The organism is Dechloromonas sp. CZR5 (genome assembly GCF_008711155.1).
Taxonomy (GTDB): Bacteria; Pseudomonadota; Gammaproteobacteria; order Burkholderiales; family Rhodocyclaceae; genus Azonexus.
Genome location: NZ_VUYQ01000005.1, coordinates 62,109 through 78,664 on the forward strand (window position 1 = coordinate 62,109; position 16,556 = coordinate 78,664).

Below are 16,556 nucleotides of genomic sequence, written 5' to 3' on the forward strand. Positions count from 1 at the left end.
TTCAACTGCATCAAAATTTTCCCTACAGGCATCGGCAACAATAGCGTCTTGTCGATCCATCGCACACGAGCAGTCATGAAACTACGCCATATCGCCTGTATTGTTTCCTGGGCCCTGTTGAGCCTGCCTACCCTGGCTGACGAGGTGAATATCGCCGATCTGCCGGCCAGCAAGCCGGCGGATACCAAGCCGCGGCTGGCCTACGGCCAGGTCCTCAAATATGGCGACAAGCTGATGTTCGCCCCGTGTCGCGACCGTAGCTTCGTGTTCTTCGAGGATGTTTCGGCCGACGGCGAGGTCGGCAAGGCGCTCGATCTGATCGGCCTGGCAGCCGGCAAGAAACTGTATGTCGAACTGCTGGGTTTCGTTGAGCACGATCGCCTGAAGGCGTCGCAAGTCAATTTTGCCCAGACGGACGGGCGTTGCCAGGTGCCCGGCACGGCCGACGAGGCCTGGCGCGCTTCCGGCAACGAACCGGGCTGGATACTCGCGGCGGGTGGTGAGCGGGTTCAGTTCAAGCGGCAGGGGCGAGAGGAAGTCGTTCTGCCCTATGCGCCTGCGGTCCCGGAAAACGGTTTGGCCAATTACCGGGTTTTCGAAGGCGGGCATACCTTGACCCTCCGTTTCGAGCAGAAGCTGTGCCGCGATCAACAGGCCAATTCGGTATTCGGCTGGACGGCGAGCGTGACGCTTGATGGTGAAACGCTACACGGTTGCGCCTGGCAACGCTGATGTTCAGCGTCGCCAGGGCGGCGGCGGTCAGTTGCTCGAAAAGCTAAAGGCGTCGGCGAAGAATTCTTCTTCCGGAAGGCCTTGCGCCATGAAGTCCCGCTTGGCAGCCTCGATCATGGCCGGTGCGCCGCAGGCGTAGATCTGGTAACCCGACAGCTCTGGGAAGTCGGCCAGCACGGCCTGGTGGACCAGGCCGGTTCGGCCGGTCCAGGCGTCGCTGCTGGCAGGTTCCGAGAGGACCGGTACGTAGCGGATGTTGGCTTGCCCGGCCGCCCATTGTTCCGGCAGGGCGTTTTGATACAGGTCTACCTTGGCCCTGGCGCCCCAGTAGATGCTCATCGGACGTTGGCAGTTTTCGGCTATTGCGTGCTCGACGATCGCCTTGATCGGCGCGAAGCCGGTGCCGCCGGCGACGAGTATCATCGGCTTGGGTGAGTCCTCTCGCAGGTAGAAGCTGCCGTGCGGGCCGTTGAAGCGCAGGATGTCGCGCACCTTCATGGTCGAAAAAACCTGATCGGTGAACAAGCCGCCCGGAACGTGGCGGATATGCAGCTGGAGCAGCGCATCGTCATGAGGGGCGTTAGCCAGCGAGAAGCTGCGCTTTTTGCCATCCTTGAGCAGGATGTCGATGTATTGGCCGGCGAGGAATTGCAAGCGCTCGCTGGCCGGCAGGCGCAGGTGCAGTTCGATGACATCCGGGGCCAGTTTTTCAAGTTTTTCGATGCGTGAGGGCAGTGTCTTGGCCGGAATCTGATTGGCCGAGGTGATCTGCCGGCATTCGATGCTCAGGTCGGATTGGGCCTTGGCGCAGCAGTAGAGCGCCATGCCGGCGGCCTTTTCCGTATCCGTCAGGGCGTGCGTTTGGGCCTTTCCGTGGTCTACGAGGCCGGACTGGACGTGTCCCTTGCAAGCGCCACAGGCGCCATCCTTGCAGCCGTAGGGCATGGTCAAGCCCTGACGCAGTGCCGCGTCGAGCAGGGTTTCATCGGCTTCCGCAGTGAATTGGCGGCCGCTCGGCTGGACGGTGACTTGATAGCGCATCGGTTCCCCTCGTTGCTCGGCTAAAATGCCGACGTGCAAAAAATACTGATCGTTGGCAGCGGGGACGTCGCCCGCCGCATCCTGTCCCAACTTGCCCCGCGTGTCCGGGCGTATGCCCTGTTGCGCAATGCAGATCGCTCGGCTGAGTGGCGAAACGCCGGTGCCACACCGGTTCTGGCCGATCTGGACGACCGGGCCAGCCTTGCCCGCCTGGCCGGTCTGGCCGACTGCGTCCTGCATCTGGCGCCACCGCCGGCAACGGGCAAACGGGATACCCGCACCCGCAACCTGTTGGTCGCACTGAGCAAAGGCAAAAGTCTACCACGCAGCCTGATTTACGTAAGCACAACAGGGGTTTACGGGGATTGTGCCGGTGCTGTCATCGATGAAACCCGCAGGCTGAAGCCGGAAAGCGACCGAGCCGGCCGCCGTGTCGATGCCGAGCGTTGCTTGCGTGGTTGGGGCGCGCGCAACGGCGTGCGAGTCTCCATTCTGCGGGCGCCTGGCATTTATGCTGCTGACCGCCTGCCGGTCGAGCGACTGCAGAAAGGAGCGCCGGCGCTGGTCGATAGTGACGATGTCTTCACCAATCACATCCACGCCGACGACCTCGCCACGGCCTGCATTGCCGCGATGAGGCTGGGGCGTGCCAATCGTGCCTACAATGCGGTCGACGACACGGACCTGAAAATGGCCGCCTATTTCGATCGCGTTGCCGAGGCTTTCGCCTTGCCCAAGGCTCCTCGCTTGGCGCGCAGCGAAGCCGAAAAGGCGCTATCGCCGGTCCAGATGTCCTTCATGCGCGAGTCGCGCCGTATCGGAAACCGGCGCCTGAAAAACGAATTGAAGCTGCGCCTCGCCTTTCCGTCGGTGGACGACGGCATTGCAGATGCACTTGCCCGGAGAAAGACATGCTCGTCGTAAAGACACTCCATATCTGGATGGTTATTTCCTGGTTTGCCGGCCTTTTCTATCTGCCGCGCATATTCGTCAACCTGGCGATGGTGCCCGCCGACAGCGTAGCCGAGCGTGACCGCCTGCTACTGATGGCAGGGAAGCTGTATCGGTTCATGACGCCGCTGGGCGTACTGGCCATCCTGCTTGGCTTGTGGCTGTGGTTCGGCTTCGGCTTCAGTGGTGGCTGGCTGCATGCCAAAACGGCCCTGGTTGCCGTTCTCGCCGCCTATCATTGGCATTGTGGTCGGGTGCTGAAGGATTTCCAGGCGGGGGGCAATGCCCGTACCCATGTCTGGTTCCGCTTCTACAATGAACTGCCCGTTCTCATCCTCCTTGCCGTTCTTTTCCTTGTCGTCCTGAAACCCTTCTGACATGAACAAATATTTTGCGATCTGCCCACGCGGGCTTGAAGAACTGTTGCTTGAGGAATTGCGCGGTATCGGCGGTGAAGACCTCAAGGCGGTGCACGGCGGGGTGTTTTTCTCGGGCGAATGGACGGTCTGCTACCGCGCCAATCTGGAGTCACGTATCGCCACGCGTATCCTGTGGCATATCGTGAAGGGGCCGTACGTCAAGGAGGAGGACATCTACCGCCTGGCCGTGCGCCAGCTGTGGCCGAATCACTTTACGGTCTCCAACACCATGCGCGTGGTGACGACGGCGATCAAATGTCCGTTGAAGTCGCTCGATTTCGTGACTCTGCGCGTCAAGGACGCGGTTTGCGACCGTTTTCGGGAGGATCTCGGAGAACGGCCGAACATCGAAACGCGCAACCCCGATGTCAGTGTCCATGTCTTCCTGACCGAGAATGAATGCACCCTGTACCTCGATACGTCGGGCCAGCCCTTGTGGCAGCGCGGTTTCCGCAAGGCCAGCGTGGATGCGCCACTGAAGGAGAACCTGGCTGCCGGGATTTTGAAACTGACCGGTTGGCAACCCGGCATGCCGTTGATCGATCCGATGTGCGGCAGCGGTACTTTCCTGCTCGAGGCGATCCAGGTGGCGCTCGACCGTGCTCCCGGTCTGGATCGCACTTTCTCTTTCGAGCGCTTGAAGAGTTTCCAGGCTTTGAACTGGGCGAACCTCCGCGCCGCTGCCGAGGCCCGTGTGAAGCCCGCGGAACCCATGGACATCCGCGGCTACGACATCGATGACCGTGCCGTGCGTGCGACCCGGCGCAACCTGCAAGAGGCCGGTTTTGGCGGCGTGGTGACGGTCGACCATGGCGACATCCTCGAAACCCAGCCGCTGACCGATCATGGAATCCTGCTCGCCAACCCGCCCTATGGCGAGCGGATTGGCGAGCAGGACGAATTGGCCGCCTTCTATCCCCAGCTCGGCACGGCCCTGAAGCGTCACTGGGCCGGCTGGAACTGCTTTTTCTTCACGGCCGACCTGCGTCTACCCAAACTGGTCGGATTGAAGCCCAGCCGCAAGACGCCGTTGTTCAACGGGCCGCTTGAGTGCCGCTTGTTCGAGATCCGCATGGTGGCCGGTAGCAACCGAAAGGGTGGTACGCCGTCGCTGGATTGAAGTTCCCGGGCGCTTCTTGGCCGTACTGTGGCGTATGTTTTTGCAGTGCGGCAAGCTTCTGGAATTGATTTATGTCACTATTTTGGTCTGACCAAAATGGGAAGATTTAACTTTCATAACAAACGTAGAGGAGAACCAGAATGTCCGTACAGGCTGAATACCAACAAAAACGCATGACGGCGGCCGATGCAATTCACGTGGTCAAGAACGGCGACACCATCGTCGTCCCGACCGGGGTCGGCGAGCCGCCCGCCCTGCTGACGGCGCTGTCCGATGTCCGTACCCGCTTTCAGGATGTCAAGGTTTCGCAAATTCTGCCGCTGCGCAAGTACGGCTATATCGATCCGGAGACCACCCAGCACGTTCGCCACGTGGCTTACTTCTTTGGCGGTGTGACCCGTCCGGGCGGTCAGCAGGGCTGGGTGGACTTCCATCCCTCCTACTTCTCCGAAATGCCGATGCTGATCAACCGCGGCCTGATGCCGGCCGATGTGGTCTTCGCCATGGCCTCGCCCATGGATGAGCACGGTTATTTCTCTTTGTCGCTCGGTCCCGACTACACCATGGCCGCTATCGCCAGGGCCCGCGCCGTGGTGCTCGAAGTCAACCCGAACGTCCCGTTCGCCAACGGCGCCTGTCATATTCACATCTCGAAGGTCACTGCGCTGATCGAAAGCAACGACCCGCTGCTCGAGGTTGGCTTGCCGAAGATCGGGCCGGTTCAGGAAGCCATCGGCAAATACGTCGCCGACATGATTCCCAATGGCGCGACCCTGCAGATCGGCTATGGCGGCATTCCCGATGCCGTGGTGATGCAGCTGACGCACAAGCACGATCTGGGCATCCATACCGAAATGATCGGCGATGGCATCATGACGCTGGTCGAGGCGGGTGTCGTCAACAACAGCAAGAAGAACGTCAACAACGGCAAGATGCTGGCTACCTTCGCGCTCGGCTCGAACAAGCTTTACCGTTTCATGCACCGTAACCCGGCTCTGGAAATGCATCCGGTGGATGTCACCAACGATCCCTATCTGGCCGGTCAGAACGACAACCTGCATTGCATCAACGCGACGATGCAGATCGATTTCATGGGTCAGTGCGGTTCCGAAAGCCTGGGCGCAGTGCCTTATTCGGGTACCGGCGGACAGTCCGACTTCGTGCGCGCCGCCAACCGCTCCAACGGTGGCAAGGCCTTCATCGTTCTGCCGGCAACGGCCAAGGACGACACCATTTCCCGCATCGTCCCGACACTTTCCGCCGGAACCCATGTGTCGACCAGCAAGAACGACATCAATTACGTGGTGACGGAATTTGGCGTGGCCCAGCTGCGTGGCAAGACAGCAAGGCAACGCTGTGAAGCCCTGATCGGCATTGCCCATCCGAATTTCCGGGGTGAGCTGCGCGAGGCGGCGAAGAAGATGAAATTGCTCTGACCGTCCCCGCTTTTTCCCGGGATCGGCGCCTTACAATTTGTAGCAATTTCCCGTGACGGCTCAGCCGATAATCCGCTAAGGTGATAGTGGGTTATCGGCTTTCTCTTTATTCCATGAAAATTCGTAATTTCCTCTCCGTTTTGCTTGCGCTGCTGATGCTGGGCATCGGTACCGATGCCTTGGCGCACCGGACACGGGTCTATATCGGTGCCTCCATTGGCGGTCCGGTGTGGGGTTCCGGCTGGGGGCCGGGGTGGGGCCCTGTATGGTATCCGCCGCCTTATTACTATCCGCCGCAGGTCGTGGTGGTTCCGCCATCTCCGCCACCGGTTTATATCGAACAGGCAGAACCGGCTGCGCCGCAGCCTGCCCAGACCCAGCAGTACTGGTACTACTGCAAGAGTTCCAAGGGCTATTACCCTTACGTCAAGGAATGTTCTGAAGGCTGGCAGAAGGTACTGCCGCAACCGGAGAGATAAAGCATGTCGTCGCAATTCACGCATTTTCCCCGCTGGGCAATGCTCGGCTCGGTTGCCCTGCTGGGCGCCTGTACGGTCATGCCGACCGGACCATCGGTCATGGTTTTGCCGGGGACGGGGCAACCATTTGAGCGCTTCCGCGCTGACGATATCGACTGTCGGCAGTATGCGCACTATCAGATCGGCGGTAAGACAGCAGGTGATGCCGCAAAGGAGTCGGCGGTGACCAGTGCAGCCGTGGGTACGGCAGTCGGTGCGCTGGCAGGCGCGGCCATCGGCGGCAACAGCAAGGGTGCAGCCATCGGTGCCGGTGCCGGCCTCCTGCTGGGTAGCGCGACTGGATCGGATTCGTCCAGGGCTTCGACGGTTGGGACGCAAAGGCAATACGACAATGCCTACATTCAGTGTATGTACGCGAAAGGTCACCGCGTTCCGGTGCCAGCCAACATGAGTTATTCGCCGCCTGTGCGTTCGTCTGTACAGAGCCAGCCACAAGATCCGACTATTCCACCACCCCCGCCGGGTGCTCCGCCTCCGCCTCCGACGCGCTGAATTCTTCCTGAACTGTCTTTTGTGAGTGATTGAAACTAAGCTCTCGGAAGGGCAGAAATAAAAACGGCGGCTCGAAGCCGCCGTTTCTCATGTTGCGATTGGCTTATCTCAGGCCGACTTGCGACGACGCGAGAAGCCAACACCCAGAAGGCCGATACCAACCAGAGCCAGAGAAACAGGCTCCGGAACTTGCAGGCTGCCTTGGCGCAACGAAGCGTAGTGGATGGTGCCGCCCATGTTCAGGACTTCGCCCCAACCGTCACCCCAGAAAGTAACTTTTGCGAAAGTGGCAACGTCGTCGAAAGCGGCGACGAAGACACCTGCGCCACGATTGGTCAGGAAGCCGTCACCAAAAACGGTAGAGTGGCCAACCCGGATCGGGGCATTGTTATCGAAGGAGATATACAGGTCGGAAACTTGGCAGCAGGTAGCCCAGTCGCCCACTTCGAAACCGATGGCGTTCACGGATTTACCCTTGGCGCCGAAGTCAAGTACCAGACCACTACCCTTGGACGACGATCCATCGCCGGTGCCGTGACCCGTACCCGTGCCTGAGGGGTCAATGCTGACCATGTAGCCGGAGGTTTGGCGGCTGGGGGAGGAGTTGTAGAGCGTGTAGATGCTCGACGACATGCTCGAATTATTTGCACGATAGACCGTGTAGTCGCCGCGATCAACGACGGTACCGCTCAGCCGGGTGCTCCATACGTCATGCGTTGCGGTACTGCCAGCATTGGCCACCGTGGTGTTGAAATTGGCCAAGCCGCCGTCGAAGTCGTTGTAGACGGTGGCGATGGTTGCGTTGGCGGAGCCGGCGGCAACAGCAAGCGAGAGCAGTGCGAAAGCTTTCTTCAAATTGGTCATGTCATTTTCCCCAGATTAAGTGCATTTCATTGCTAAAACCCAAATGGATTCAGGTTTTTGAAGCTATTTAGCATGGAGCGTGCCAGTGATTTTCTTTTGAAGTTTATTTTCAATAAATCAATGCCTTATTTCTTCGTGAAAAGGCCGTTCTTGGCGAAGTGTAAAAGAAGTGTAAGAAATTCCGACGGTGCGCCTTCTAGAATTTTCTTGACTGGACCTCTTCAGATTTTGCTTTGTTCGCGCAGACGAAGCGCTGTTTCCTGTTCGTGCTGATTCAGCTGTGGTTCCTGAATTTTTTTGAGAATGTCGCTTGCCCCATTCTTGTCGCCAGACGAAAGGAGTGCTTCCGCCAAATGGAGTTTCAGTGTCGCCGCATCGGGGGCAAGATTGCTCGCAGCTCGCAGATAGGTGACCGCCGACTTGGAATTACCAGCCTGATGTAATGCTACTCCGTAAGTATCCAGAATTGCAGGGTTGGCGGGCTGCAGGCTGGCCGCCGTTTGCGCGTTGACTAGGGCCTCTGGTTGTTTCAATTGGATTTGAGCCCACGCGAGATCATTGAGAAGTGCAGGGTTGTGAGGGGCTAATGTGGAGGCTTTTTGCAAGTATTCGACAGCTTTGGTGGTGTTTCCCTGCCGGAGTTGTCGTTGCCCGATGAAGGCTAGTAATTGGGGATGGGTAGGGAATTTGCGCAAGGCATCCGTCAGTTCCTGATCGGCCGATGACTGCCGGCTCATCACATCGAGTAGTTGTGCCGCCGATATGGCAGCCTCCGGCATGGCTCCCGCTTTTGCCGCATTGGTGAACTGTTGTAGTGCGTCGTCTTTTTTGCCTGCCAGCAGCAGAACATCTCCTTCAAGCAGCATGGCAGTGCGCCTGTTGCTCTTCTTTTCTCCCAGTTGTCGGGCAATTGAGATTGCCTCCAGCAAATTGTCCCTGGCGGTCAGCTTGGCGAGCGCTATATACGAAGCAGGTTCGTAGGGTGTGTCGGTCATCAGGCTTCGGAGGATGGTGCGTGCTTCCTGCATGCGTCCTGCACGGACATTCAATTCGGCCAGTTTCAAGCGCCAATCCGTGCGTTGGGGATAATTGGCGGCGAGCTTGCGATAGACATCCATGGCTTGTTCGGACTTGCCGAGGCGCTCATATACGTTGGCGAGAAGTCCGATCGATTCGGCGTGGGCGTTCGCGATTGAGGCGCCTGACTGGGCACTCGATAGCGCTTCGTCGTATTTCCCGGCGCGGATTAGTTCATCAACGAGCATTGCCCGGATCGCCGTGATGTTTGGATTCCCCGAAACGCCATTTTCCAGCACCTGAATAACGCTGGGATCATCTCCGTTCGAGCGGCGTAGCAGGCGTAGGTATTCGATATAAGTCTCCGGAGTACTGGGCTTGGCAGCGACCGCGAGCTCGTAGTGGCGCAGCAGGTCACTTTGTTCACCGTTCGTACGAGAGAAGCTGGCCAGCGCATTCAATGCGGGTTGATAGTCAGCCTTGATTTCGAGCGCCTTGAGCGCAGCCTGGCGCGCTGCAGGAATATCTTTCTGGGTCTCCTTGAATGCGGCAAGAGTGAGGTAGGAGCCCGGCTCTTTTGGGCGGCTCTGTAGTGCGTGATCCACCAGTTGCCGCGCAAGCTCGAGGTGGCCGGAGTTCAGGGAAAGAACAATGCTGCGGTCGCGCAGGATGGGATCGTCCTGGACATGGGGAAGTGCTTCCTTGAGATAGGCTCCCGCTTCGGTGGTATTTTTTTCCATAATACCGAGCTCGGCCAGGCGCATCAGGCTCTGACCATCCTTTGGGTTCAGAGCGAGCAGTTTTTGAAGGGTTTTCCGCGCGCCGCCAATATCTTTCCTGAGCACTGCCAGGTCGGCACTGAGGGTGAGCAGACGACGATCGTCCGGAGATATGCGAAGCCCCCGTTCTATCGTTTCGGCTGCGGAGCCTTGATTTCCATTGCGCATTTGCGCAGTCGCATACATCTGGATTGCCGCAAGATTGCGTGGTTGGTCATGCAGGACTTTGCGGAGCCGTTCCTCGGCCATCGGTGCGTTGCCATTCTGAAGTTCTGCCGAAGCGACGATCAGATTGGAGCGAAGATGGGTCGGAGCGACCGCCAGTACCTTCAGACCGGCCGCATGGCTTCCTTCGATGTCACCCTTTTCGGCAAGGATGACGGCATCGAGATAGTGAGTCCAGTAGTGGTTCGGGGCTCGTTTTCTCAGGTTGTCGCGGACGGCCGCCGCATCGGCAAACTGGTTGGTGCCGACGAGCGCATCGCCATACTCTCCGGCAATGCCAACATGCCAGGGAGCAATTTCATAGGCGGCCTTGATTGCGCCAAGTGCTTTGACGGGGTCGCCTGCCGCTGCGTAGGTGCGATACAGTGCCCGATAGGCCCACCAGATAGCGGCATCATTTTTGTCAGTCAGCTTGATCGCTGCGTCAAGGCTCTCGATGGCTTGTGCCGTTTTGCCTTGCTGTGCGAAGAATTGGCCCTGCGCCAGCTTGCTCAGCGTTGTTTCAGCTGGGAGTGCCGCCAGCAACTCGGAAGCTTGCCTTGGGTGACCGAGGGCGGTCTCGGCCATGGACAGGACAGCCTTTAGATCGCTGTTGCCGGCTGCTGTATTGAGTGTGCGCTTCGAGAATTCGCTGATGATCTTGGCGTGTTCCCCTCGATCAAGCATCATCAGCGCGATTCTGGGGATCAGTTTCTCAGCATCTCCGCCATTGTCGAGCGCCTTTCGCAGGTGTTGCTCCGCTCCCACTGAATCAGGAACGCGCTCAAGTGCATTAGCCAATGCCAAGCGGGCTTCCAGAGACTGCGGATTATCCTGGACCGCATTCTTGAATTCGATCACCGCCCCGCTGATCTCTCCCTTCCCGAGTAATTCGATTCCCGAGGTCAGCGGGTCTTTGTTGCATGCGCTAAGCGCAGCGGCAATCATCAATGCGATGGTGATCTTGCTAAAACGCAGCGAGCAGCGGAAGGTTGACGGGCTGGTCGAGAGCATTGTGGCACTCCAATGAGATGGGATGAATATGATTAACCGATAATGAAAATAACATCGGCTCCACTCATTGGGTAGTGCATTACGCCACAGTCAGTGTTTTCCTCATGAAAAGACCGGGAGCGATCAATTAGCCGGAGGCAAGTCCTGCGCTATGCGCCTGCTGGTCGGCCCAGTAGCTCGAACGCACCATCGGGGCGCAGGCGGCGCCGGAGAAGCCCATCTTGATGGCTTCTTCCTCGAACATCTTGAAGGTATCCGGATGGACGTAGCGGCTGACCGGTAGGTGGTGGCCCGAGGGGGCGAGGTACTGGCCGATGGTCAGCATCTCGACGTCGTTGGCGCGCAGGTCGCGCATGACTTCGAGTATTTCCTCGTCGGTCTCGCCGAGGCCGACCATCAGGCCGGATTTGGTCTTGACCTGCGGATAGCGGGCCTTGAACTGCTTCATCAAGGTCAGCGAGTGGGCGTAATCGGCACCCGGGCGGGCCTGCTTGTAGAGGCGAGGCACGGTTTCCATGTTGTGGTTCAGCACGTCGGGCAGGGCGGCGCCGAGGATATCGATGGCAATGTCCATGCGGCCGCGGAAGTCGGGGACCAGGGTTTCGATGGTCGTCTTCGGCGAGGCTTCGCGCACGGCGCGCACGACATCGACGAAATGCTGGGCACCGCCATCGCGCAGGTCGTCGCGGTCGACGCTGGTGATCACCACGTACTGCAGCTTCAGCGAGGACACCGAATCGGCCAGCTCGGCCGGCTCGTTCGGGTTGGGCGGCAGCGGCTGGCCGTGGCCGACGTCGCAGAAAGGACAGCGGCGGGTGCAGATGTCGCCGAGGATCATGAAGGTCGCCGTACCGCGGCCGAAACATTCGCCGATGTTCGGGCAGGCAGCTTCCTCGCAGACGGTGTGCAGCTTCTTCTCACGCAGCATGGACTTGATTTCGCCGAAGCGTCCGGCGCTGTTGCCGGCCTTGACGCGTATCCACTCCGGTTTGCGCAGTGGTTGGTCCACGGGAACGATCTTGATCGGGATGCGGGCGGTCTTCAGCTCGCCTTTTTGCTTGACGCCTTTTTGCTTGACGCCTTTTTGCTTGGTTGCGCCTTCCGGTTTGGGTTCAGCCATGTTGTCTGTCCAATTGCTGCAGCAAGTGCTGCGATAGGTGCTCGCCGGCCTCTGTTACGGAAAGCGGAATATTCAGGTTCTTGGTTTGTATAACTTTCAGCCCGGCGTAGCCGCAGGGGTTGATCGCGTCGAACGGGGAGAGATCCATGTCCACGTTGAGTGAAACCCCATGATACGAGCAGCCGTTGCGGATGCGTAGCCCGAGGGCCGCAATTTTTGCTTCGCCGACGTAGACGCCGGGGGCACCGTCGCGCCGTGCGGCGGCAACGCCATAGGCGGCGAGGAGGTCGATGACGGCCTGCTCGATGGCAGTGACCAGTTCGCGCACCTTGATCTTCAGGCGCGGCAGGTCGAGCAGCAGATAGATCACCACTTGGCCGGGGCCGTGATAGGTCACCTGGCCGCCGCGGTCGATCTTTACCAGCGGGATGCCGACATCGCGCAGGATGTGCTCCGGTTTGCCGGCCTGGCCGAGGGTGTAGACCGGCGGGTGTTCGACGATCCAGAGCTCGTCGGCTGTATCGGGTGTCCGATTGGCCGTGAAATCCTGCATGGCCTGGAAGGTGGGTTCGTAGTCGACCCGGCCCAGGCGTTTGACGACGAGATTCACGTTACAGAACGACTTTCACCAGCGGATGGGACGTCAGTTCCATGTACAGCGCGTCGAGCTGTGGCTTGGAAGTGGCGACGACCGTACAGGTCAGGCTCAGGTAGTTGCCGCCGGAACTGGCGCGCATTTCCATCGTCGCGCCATCGAAATCGGGAGCGTGCTTGGTGACGATGGTGAGCACCGCCTGGGCGAGTTCGTCGTGCGCCTTGCCCATGATTTTCAGGGGGAAGTCGCAGGGGAATTCGAGGAGGGTGTCCTTGTAGGAAGCCATGTCAGCCTTTGCGCATTACGGTGTTCTTGAAGTCCTGGTACCACTGCCACATCTGTTCGCCGTAGGGGCCGGGTTGGCCGGTGCCGACCGGCTGACCGTCGAGCCGGGTGATGGCCAGAATTTCCTTGGTCGAGGACGTCATCCAGACCTCGTCGGCAGCGCGAAGTTCCGCTTCGCTGATTTCACGCACCTCGTGAGCCTGCCGATGCGTCTCGGCCAACTCCAGGATCACGTCGTAAGTGATGCCAGGGAGCATCAGGTGGGTCTTGGGCGGGGCGATCAGCACGCCGTCCTTGACGATGAAGATGTTGGAGGCGGCACCTTCCTTCATCAGCCCGTCGCGGATCAGCAGTGCTTCGGCACAGCCTTGCTCGACGGCCTGCTGGCGGGCGAGCACGTTCGCCAGCAGCGAGACAACCTTCAAATCGCAACGCGACCAGCGGAGGTCGGGCACGGTGATGGCCGCCACCCCTTTGGCGCGGATGTCGGCCGAGGTCGTGACCAAGGGCGAAGCGAAGGCGAAGGCTGTCGGCGTGACGCTGATTGGCGGGAAGGCGTGGTCACGCTTGTCGTCGGCGCCGCGGGTGACCTGCAGGTAGATCGACTGGTCTTCCCACGGAGCGCTCTCAACGAGCTTGAGAATGACGGTTTTCCAGGCCTCGGCCGTCAGCGGATTGGCGAGCTGGATGCCGTCCAGCGTCGCCTGCAGGCGATTGAGGTGTTCGTCGATGCGGAAGGTGCGACGCGAGTAAACCGGGATGACCTCATAGACGCCGTCCCCGTACAGGAAGCCGCGGTCGAGCGGCGAGATGCCCGCTTCCGCCAGGGGCAGGAAATGGCCATTCAGGTAAACGGGGTCGGCGACGTAGGGTGTCATGCGTTTAGTTGAACCACAGGCGGATGGTGTCGATCAGTCGAACGAAGATATTGCCGAGTTCCACTTTTTCAAGGGCGGTGACCGGGTATTCGCCGTACGGCTTGTCTTCGACCGTAACCTTGACGACGCCCAGTTTCTGGCCAATCTCGATCGGCGCGATCAGGCGCGGTTCGGCGACAAATTCGGATTTCACCTTGTCGGCGTAGCCCTTCGGGACGGCGATGCCCAGATCGTTCGGGAAGCGGGCCTTGATCTCGCTCTGTGCCCCCTTCCAGACGCGCAGCTTGGCGACTTCCTGATCCTTGGCGAAGAGCGCGACGGATTCGTAGGAAATGAAGCCCCAGTTGAGCAGCTTCTGCGATTCGCTGGCGCGGGCGTTGTCGGAGGCCGTGCCGAGCATCACCGAGAGCAGGCGGCGCTTGTCGCGCAAGGCCGAGGAAATCAGGCAATAGCCGGCGGCATCGGTATGGCCGGTCTTGACACCATCGACAGTGGGGTCGATGAAAAGCAGACGGTTGCGGTTCGGCTGGGTGATGTTGTTGTAGCGGAATTCCTTCATCGAGTAGTACTTGCCGTATTCGACCGGGAAGTCGCGGATCAGCGCCGAGGCGAGCAGCGACAGGTCGCGTGCCGTGGTGTAGTGATTGGGGTCGGGCAGGCCGGTCGAATTCATGAAGTTGCTGTTCTTCATGCCCAGGCGCTGCGCTTCGCGGTTCATCATTTGCGCGAAGTTCTCCTCGCTGCCGGCGATACCTTCGGCTAGCGTGACGCAGGCGTCGTTGCCGGATTGCACGATCATGCCCTTGATCAGGTCTTCGACTGGAACCTGGGTGTCGACGCGGATGAACATCTTCGATCCGCCGGTGCGCCAGGCCTTTTCGGAGACCGGGAGCGGTTGTTCGAGCGCCAGGGTCTTCTTGTGGATGGCGGCAAACGTCAGATAGGCCGTCATCAGCTTGGTCAGCGATGCCGGTTCGAGGCGGTCATCCGGCTTTTCGGCGGTCAGGACCTGATTGGAGCCGAGGTCGAGCAGTAGCCACGATTTGGCGGCCAGTGCAGGCGGTACGGGGAGTTGTTGGGCGAAGGCCGGGGCGGCGAGGGTGATACTGAGCAGAAGGACTGCCGTCTTGCGAAACAGCGACATAATTTTTTTCTTTGGGGATGCGTTGGGGGAGATCAATTATACCCTTGGCGCGGAGGTGTCCTGAGCCGCTGCCGCGCACAGGGCTTCGACGGCGGGATGGCGAATCCGGCGCTCGCTGGAAATGGCGTAGATTTGCTCGCTGACGCCTTGCATGGCACCCAGCGGTCGGGCATCGAGCTGCTGGGCGACTTGTTCGACGAGAGCGAGCGGTGCGGGAAAAATGCCCAGCCCGCCCCGGCCGAAGGTGTTGAGCAAGGCGCTGTCCTCAAATTCGCCGACGATTTTGGGGCGAATTCCGGCGATCTCCAGCCAGCGGTCGATGCGGCCACGCAAGGCATTGTGACGGGTAGGCAACAGCATCGGTGCGCCATCGAGCGAGGCCGGAAAATCCTTGCCGTAGCGTTCAACCAGGGCCGGGGTGCCGAACAGTCCGGTGGCAAATTCACCCAGTCGGGTGCTGAATACTTTCAGGTTGCCGCCTACCGGTGCGGCGCGGTCGGTGAGTACCACGTCCAGTCGATGCAGGGCGAGGTCGGCGAGCAGCGTTTCGAATTCTCCTTCGTCGCAGATCAGACGCACATCGGCTGGCATTTCGGTTACTGTGGATAGCAATCGGTAGGCAAGAAGCTTTGGAATGCCGTCGGAAATGCCGGCACGCAGGCGAAGGGTTGATTCGCTGTCGCTATGCTGGATTGCGTCGACCAGCGCGTCGCCAAGCTGAAAAATCTGGTCGGCGTAACCCAGTGCGACGCGGCCGGCGTCGCTGAGGACGAGACCGCGTCCCTGGCTGTTGAACAGTGCCTTGCCGAGTTGTCGTTCGAGCAGCGACAGTTGCCCGGAGATGGTCTGGATGGCGACGCCTAGGCGATCGGCGGCGCGGGTGATGCTGCCTTCCTGGGCAACAACCCAGAAGTAGTGCAAGTGTTTGAAATTGATTTGGCTCATGATTTCAACAGAAAAAATCGAAGTGATAGTTCATTTTGCTCCGGTTTTATTGATTGTTGCAATGCAATACCATCGAGGCCGTTTCTCTTTGGAGGATATAGTCTATGAAACGCATCGTTCTGTTCCTGCTGACCAACCTGGCCGTGATGCTGGTACTCAGCGTCGTGACCAGCCTGCTCGGCGTCAACAAATTCCTGACCGCCAACGGCCTCAATGTCGGCATGTTGTTCGTGTTTGCCGCCGTGATCGGCTTTGGTGGCGCCTTCATTTCGCTGCTCATGTCGAAGACCATGGCCAAGTGGAGTACCGGTGCGCAGGTCATCACGCACCCGAGTACGTCGACCGAAGTCTGGCTGGTCGATTCCGTTGCCAGGCTGAGCAAGAAAGCCGGCCTGCCGATGCCGGAAGTGGCGATCTATGATGGCGAGCCGAATGCCTTTGCCACCGGGGCGAGCAAGAACAGCTCGCTGGTCGCCGTCTCCACAGGCCTGCTGCAGAGCATGAGCCGTGAAGAAGCCGAAGCCGTATTGGCTCACGAGGTCGCACACATCGCCAACGGCGACATGGTGACGCTGACCTTGATCCAGGGGGTGGTGAACACCTTCGTCGTCTTCCTGTCGCGTATTGTCGGTTATGTCGTGGATAGTTTCCTGCGCCGCAATGACGAGGAGAGCAGCGGTCCGGGCATCGGCTACATGGTGACCAGCATCGTCTGCGAAATCGTCTTCGGCATCCTGGCCAGCATCATCGTTGCCTGGTTCTCCCGCCAGCGCGAATTCCGCGCCGATGCCGGTGCGGCCGGCCTGATGGGGACGCCGGTGCCGATGCAGAATGCCCTGCGTCGCCTGGGGAACCTTCACACCGAACCGTTGCCGCAGAACATGGCGGCTTCGGGTATTGCCGGTGGCAGCAGTATGATGGCCCTGTTCGCCTCGCATCCTCCGCTTGAAGAGCGGATTGCAGCCTTGGGCGGGCGCTGAA

General features: G+C 59.7%; 17 protein-coding genes. 8 read left to right on the forward strand and 9 right to left on the reverse strand.

Going from position 1 to position 16,556, the window contains the following annotated elements; translation table 11 throughout:
• Window positions 1–75: 75 nt before the first annotated feature.
• The gene (locus F1002_RS13970) at window positions 76–732 is read left to right on the forward strand and encodes a COG3650 family protein (protein ID WP_150429672.1); all 657 of its coding nucleotides are present in this window, start codon (window positions 76–78) and stop codon (window positions 730–732) included.
• Between the two features lie 27 nt (window positions 733–759).
• On the opposite strand, the gene F1002_RS13975 is transcribed toward F1002_RS13970, so the two are convergent.
• Window positions 760–1,773: a CDP-6-deoxy-delta-3,4-glucoseen reductase gene (locus tag F1002_RS13975; protein WP_150429673.1), complete on the reverse strand. Its 1,014-nt coding sequence runs from the start codon at window positions 1,771–1,773 to the stop codon at window positions 760–762.
• A 33-nt stretch (window positions 1,774–1,806) separates the two neighbouring features.
• Here F1002_RS13975 and F1002_RS13980 point away from each other — a divergent pair, with 33 nt between their 5' ends.
• From F1002_RS13980 to F1002_RS14005, 6 genes are all read left to right on the forward strand, one after another.
• A complete protein-coding gene (locus tag F1002_RS13980; RefSeq protein ID WP_150429674.1) occupies window positions 1,807–2,697 on the forward strand; it encodes an NAD-dependent epimerase/dehydratase family protein in 891 nt (296 codons plus the stop codon).
• Window positions 2,685–3,101, forward strand: coding sequence for a CopD family protein (locus F1002_RS13985; RefSeq protein WP_150429675.1), 417 nt, complete (start codon window positions 2,685–2,687; stop codon window positions 3,099–3,101). Before F1002_RS13980 ends, F1002_RS13985 begins: the two co-directional genes overlap by 13 nt.
• A 1-nt stretch (window position 3,102) precedes the next feature.
• Complete coding sequence (locus tag F1002_RS13990) at window positions 3,103–4,263, forward strand: class I SAM-dependent RNA methyltransferase (RefSeq protein ID WP_150429676.1); 1,161 nt, start codon at window positions 3,103–3,105, stop codon at window positions 4,261–4,263.
• A gap of 140 nt (window positions 4,264–4,403) precedes the next feature.
• A complete protein-coding gene (locus F1002_RS13995) occupies window positions 4,404–5,699 on the forward strand; it encodes an acetyl-CoA hydrolase/transferase family protein (RefSeq protein WP_150429677.1) in 1,296 nt (431 codons plus the stop codon).
• Between the two features lie 113 nt (window positions 5,700–5,812).
• Window positions 5,813–6,178, forward strand: a complete 366-nt coding sequence (locus tag F1002_RS14000; protein ID WP_150429678.1) for a hypothetical protein — start codon at window positions 5,813–5,815, stop codon at window positions 6,176–6,178.
• A gap of 3 nt (window positions 6,179–6,181) precedes the next feature.
• Complete coding sequence (locus F1002_RS14005; protein ID WP_223879613.1) at window positions 6,182–6,730, forward strand: YMGG-like glycine zipper-containing protein; 549 nt, start codon at window positions 6,182–6,184, stop codon at window positions 6,728–6,730.
• A 108-nt stretch (window positions 6,731–6,838) separates the two neighbouring features.
• On the opposite strand, the gene F1002_RS14010 is transcribed toward F1002_RS14005, so the two are convergent.
• From F1002_RS14010 to F1002_RS14045, 8 genes are all read right to left on the reverse strand, one after another.
• Window positions 6,839–7,594 carry a PEP-CTERM sorting domain-containing protein gene (locus tag F1002_RS14010; protein ID WP_150429679.1) on the reverse strand — a complete coding sequence of 252 codons (756 nt, stop codon included), beginning with the start codon at window positions 7,592–7,594 and terminating at the stop codon, window positions 6,839–6,841.
• A gap of 221 nt (window positions 7,595–7,815) precedes the next feature.
• A complete protein-coding gene (gene prsT / locus F1002_RS14015) occupies window positions 7,816–10,608 on the reverse strand; it encodes an XrtA/PEP-CTERM system TPR-repeat protein PrsT (protein WP_150429680.1) in 2,793 nt (930 codons plus the stop codon).
• Between the two features lie 127 nt (window positions 10,609–10,735).
• Complete coding sequence (gene lipA, locus F1002_RS14020; RefSeq protein ID WP_150429681.1) at window positions 10,736–11,728, reverse strand: lipoyl synthase; 993 nt, start codon at window positions 11,726–11,728, stop codon at window positions 10,736–10,738.
• Window positions 11,721–12,338 carry a lipoyl(octanoyl) transferase LipB gene (gene lipB / locus F1002_RS14025; RefSeq protein WP_150429682.1) on the reverse strand — a complete coding sequence of 206 codons (618 nt, stop codon included), beginning with the start codon at window positions 12,336–12,338 and terminating at the stop codon, window positions 11,721–11,723. Before lipB ends, lipA begins: the two co-directional genes overlap by 8 nt.
• A 1-nt stretch (window position 12,339) precedes the next feature.
• Complete coding sequence (locus F1002_RS14030) at window positions 12,340–12,609, reverse strand: YbeD family protein (RefSeq protein WP_121458068.1); 270 nt, start codon at window positions 12,607–12,609, stop codon at window positions 12,340–12,342.
• Between the two features lies 1 nt (window position 12,610).
• Complete coding sequence (locus F1002_RS14035) at window positions 12,611–13,486, reverse strand: D-amino acid aminotransferase (RefSeq protein WP_150429683.1); 876 nt, start codon at window positions 13,484–13,486, stop codon at window positions 12,611–12,613.
• Between the two features lie 4 nt (window positions 13,487–13,490).
• Window positions 13,491–14,630 (reverse strand): D-alanyl-D-alanine carboxypeptidase family protein, encoded by a 1,140-nt coding sequence (locus tag F1002_RS14040; protein ID WP_150429684.1) that lies wholly within the window; start codon window positions 14,628–14,630, stop codon window positions 13,491–13,493.
• Window positions 14,631–14,666: 36 nt separating this feature from the next.
• A complete protein-coding gene (locus F1002_RS14045) occupies window positions 14,667–15,575 on the reverse strand; it encodes a LysR family transcriptional regulator (RefSeq protein ID WP_150429685.1) in 909 nt (302 codons plus the stop codon).
• A gap of 104 nt (window positions 15,576–15,679) precedes the next feature.
• Between F1002_RS14045 and htpX the strand changes: the two genes are divergently transcribed.
• The gene (gene htpX, locus F1002_RS14050; RefSeq protein ID WP_150429686.1) at window positions 15,680–16,555 is read left to right on the forward strand and encodes a protease HtpX; all 876 of its coding nucleotides are present in this window, start codon (window positions 15,680–15,682) and stop codon (window positions 16,553–16,555) included.
• Window position 16,556: the final 1 nt, after the last annotated feature.

Coding starts and splice junctions, on each gene's coding strand:
- F1002_RS13970 (WP_150429672.1), top strand. CDS start 76: ATGAAACTACGCCATATCGCCTGTATTGTTTCCTGGGCCCTGTTGAGC.
- F1002_RS13975 (WP_150429673.1), bottom strand. CDS start 1,773: ATGCGCTATCAAGTCACCGTCCAGCCGAGCGGCCGCCAATTCACTGCG.
- F1002_RS13985 (WP_150429675.1), top strand. CDS start 2,685: ATGCTCGTCGTAAAGACACTCCATATCTGGATGGTTATTTCCTGGTTT.
- F1002_RS13990 (WP_150429676.1), top strand. CDS start 3,103: ATGAACAAATATTTTGCGATCTGCCCACGCGGGCTTGAAGAACTGTTG.
- F1002_RS13995 (WP_150429677.1), top strand. CDS start 4,404: ATGTCCGTACAGGCTGAATACCAACAAAAACGCATGACGGCGGCCGAT.
- F1002_RS14000 (WP_150429678.1), top strand. CDS start 5,813: ATGAAAATTCGTAATTTCCTCTCCGTTTTGCTTGCGCTGCTGATGCTG.
- F1002_RS14005 (WP_223879613.1), top strand. CDS start 6,182: ATGTCGTCGCAATTCACGCATTTTCCCCGCTGGGCAATGCTCGGCTCG.
- F1002_RS14010 (WP_150429679.1), bottom strand. CDS start 7,594: ATGACCAATTTGAAGAAAGCTTTCGCACTGCTCTCGCTTGCTGTTGCC.
- prsT (WP_150429680.1), bottom strand. CDS start 10,608: ATGCTCTCGACCAGCCCGTCAACCTTCCGCTGCTCGCTGCGTTTTAGC.
- lipA (WP_150429681.1), bottom strand. CDS start 11,728: ATGGCTGAACCCAAACCGGAAGGCGCAACCAAGCAAAAAGGCGTCAAG.
- F1002_RS14030 (WP_121458068.1), bottom strand. CDS start 12,609: ATGGCTTCCTACAAGGACACCCTCCTCGAATTCCCCTGCGACTTCCCC.
- F1002_RS14035 (WP_150429683.1), bottom strand. CDS start 13,486: ATGACACCCTACGTCGCCGACCCCGTTTACCTGAATGGCCATTTCCTG.
- F1002_RS14040 (WP_150429684.1), bottom strand. CDS start 14,630: ATGTCGCTGTTTCGCAAGACGGCAGTCCTTCTGCTCAGTATCACCCTC.
- F1002_RS14045 (WP_150429685.1), bottom strand. CDS start 15,575: ATGAGCCAAATCAATTTCAAACACTTGCACTACTTCTGGGTTGTTGCC.
- htpX (WP_150429686.1), top strand. CDS start 15,680: ATGAAACGCATCGTTCTGTTCCTGCTGACCAACCTGGCCGTGATGCTG.